This is a genomic window from Bradyrhizobium sp. NAS96.2 (assembly GCF_001908235.1).
In the GTDB taxonomy this organism is placed as follows: domain Bacteria; phylum Pseudomonadota; class Alphaproteobacteria; order Rhizobiales; family Xanthobacteraceae; genus Bradyrhizobium.
Genome location: NZ_LGHK01000450.1, coordinates 1 through 500, shown reverse-complemented (window position 1 = coordinate 500; position 500 = coordinate 1). Strand labels below are relative to the sequence as shown.

At 61.0% G+C, this 500-nt stretch carries 1 protein-coding gene; it reads right to left on the bottom strand.

From position 1 onward, the window contains the following. On the bottom strand, positions 1–482 hold a 482-nt coding region (locus AC628_RS41885; RefSeq protein WP_143202132.1), incomplete at its 3' end, for an acetyl-coenzyme A synthetase N-terminal domain-containing protein. Positions 483–500: the final 18 nt, after the last annotated feature.

Genomic DNA, 500 nt, shown 5'->3' with positions numbered 1-500 from the left:
ACCACCGAATGGATCGCGCCGATCCGCGCGCAGGCCAGCATGGCGTAGGCGGCTTCCGGAATCATCGGCAGATAGATCGTGACGCGGTCGCCCTTCTTGACGTTCCGCGTGCGCAGGATGTTGGCCATCTTGCAGACTTCGTCGTGCAGCTGGCGGTAGGTGATGTGCCTGGATTCGGAGGGGTCGTCGCCCTCCCAGATGATCGCGGTCTGGTCGCCGCGCTTCTCGAGATGGCGGTCGATGCAGTTCCAGGCGACGTTCAGCACGCCGTCCTCGAACCATTTGATCGAGATGTTGCCGGGCGCGAAGGAGACGTTCTCGACCTTGGTGAAGGGCTTGATCCAGTCGATCCGCTTGCCGTGCTCGGCCCAGAAGCCGTTGGGATCCTTGACCGAGTGCGCGTACATCTCGCGATATTTGGCGTCGTTGACATAGGCGCGCTTGGCCCAATCGGCCGGCACGTCATAGATCTTCTCGGACATCATTTTCCTCCACTCATT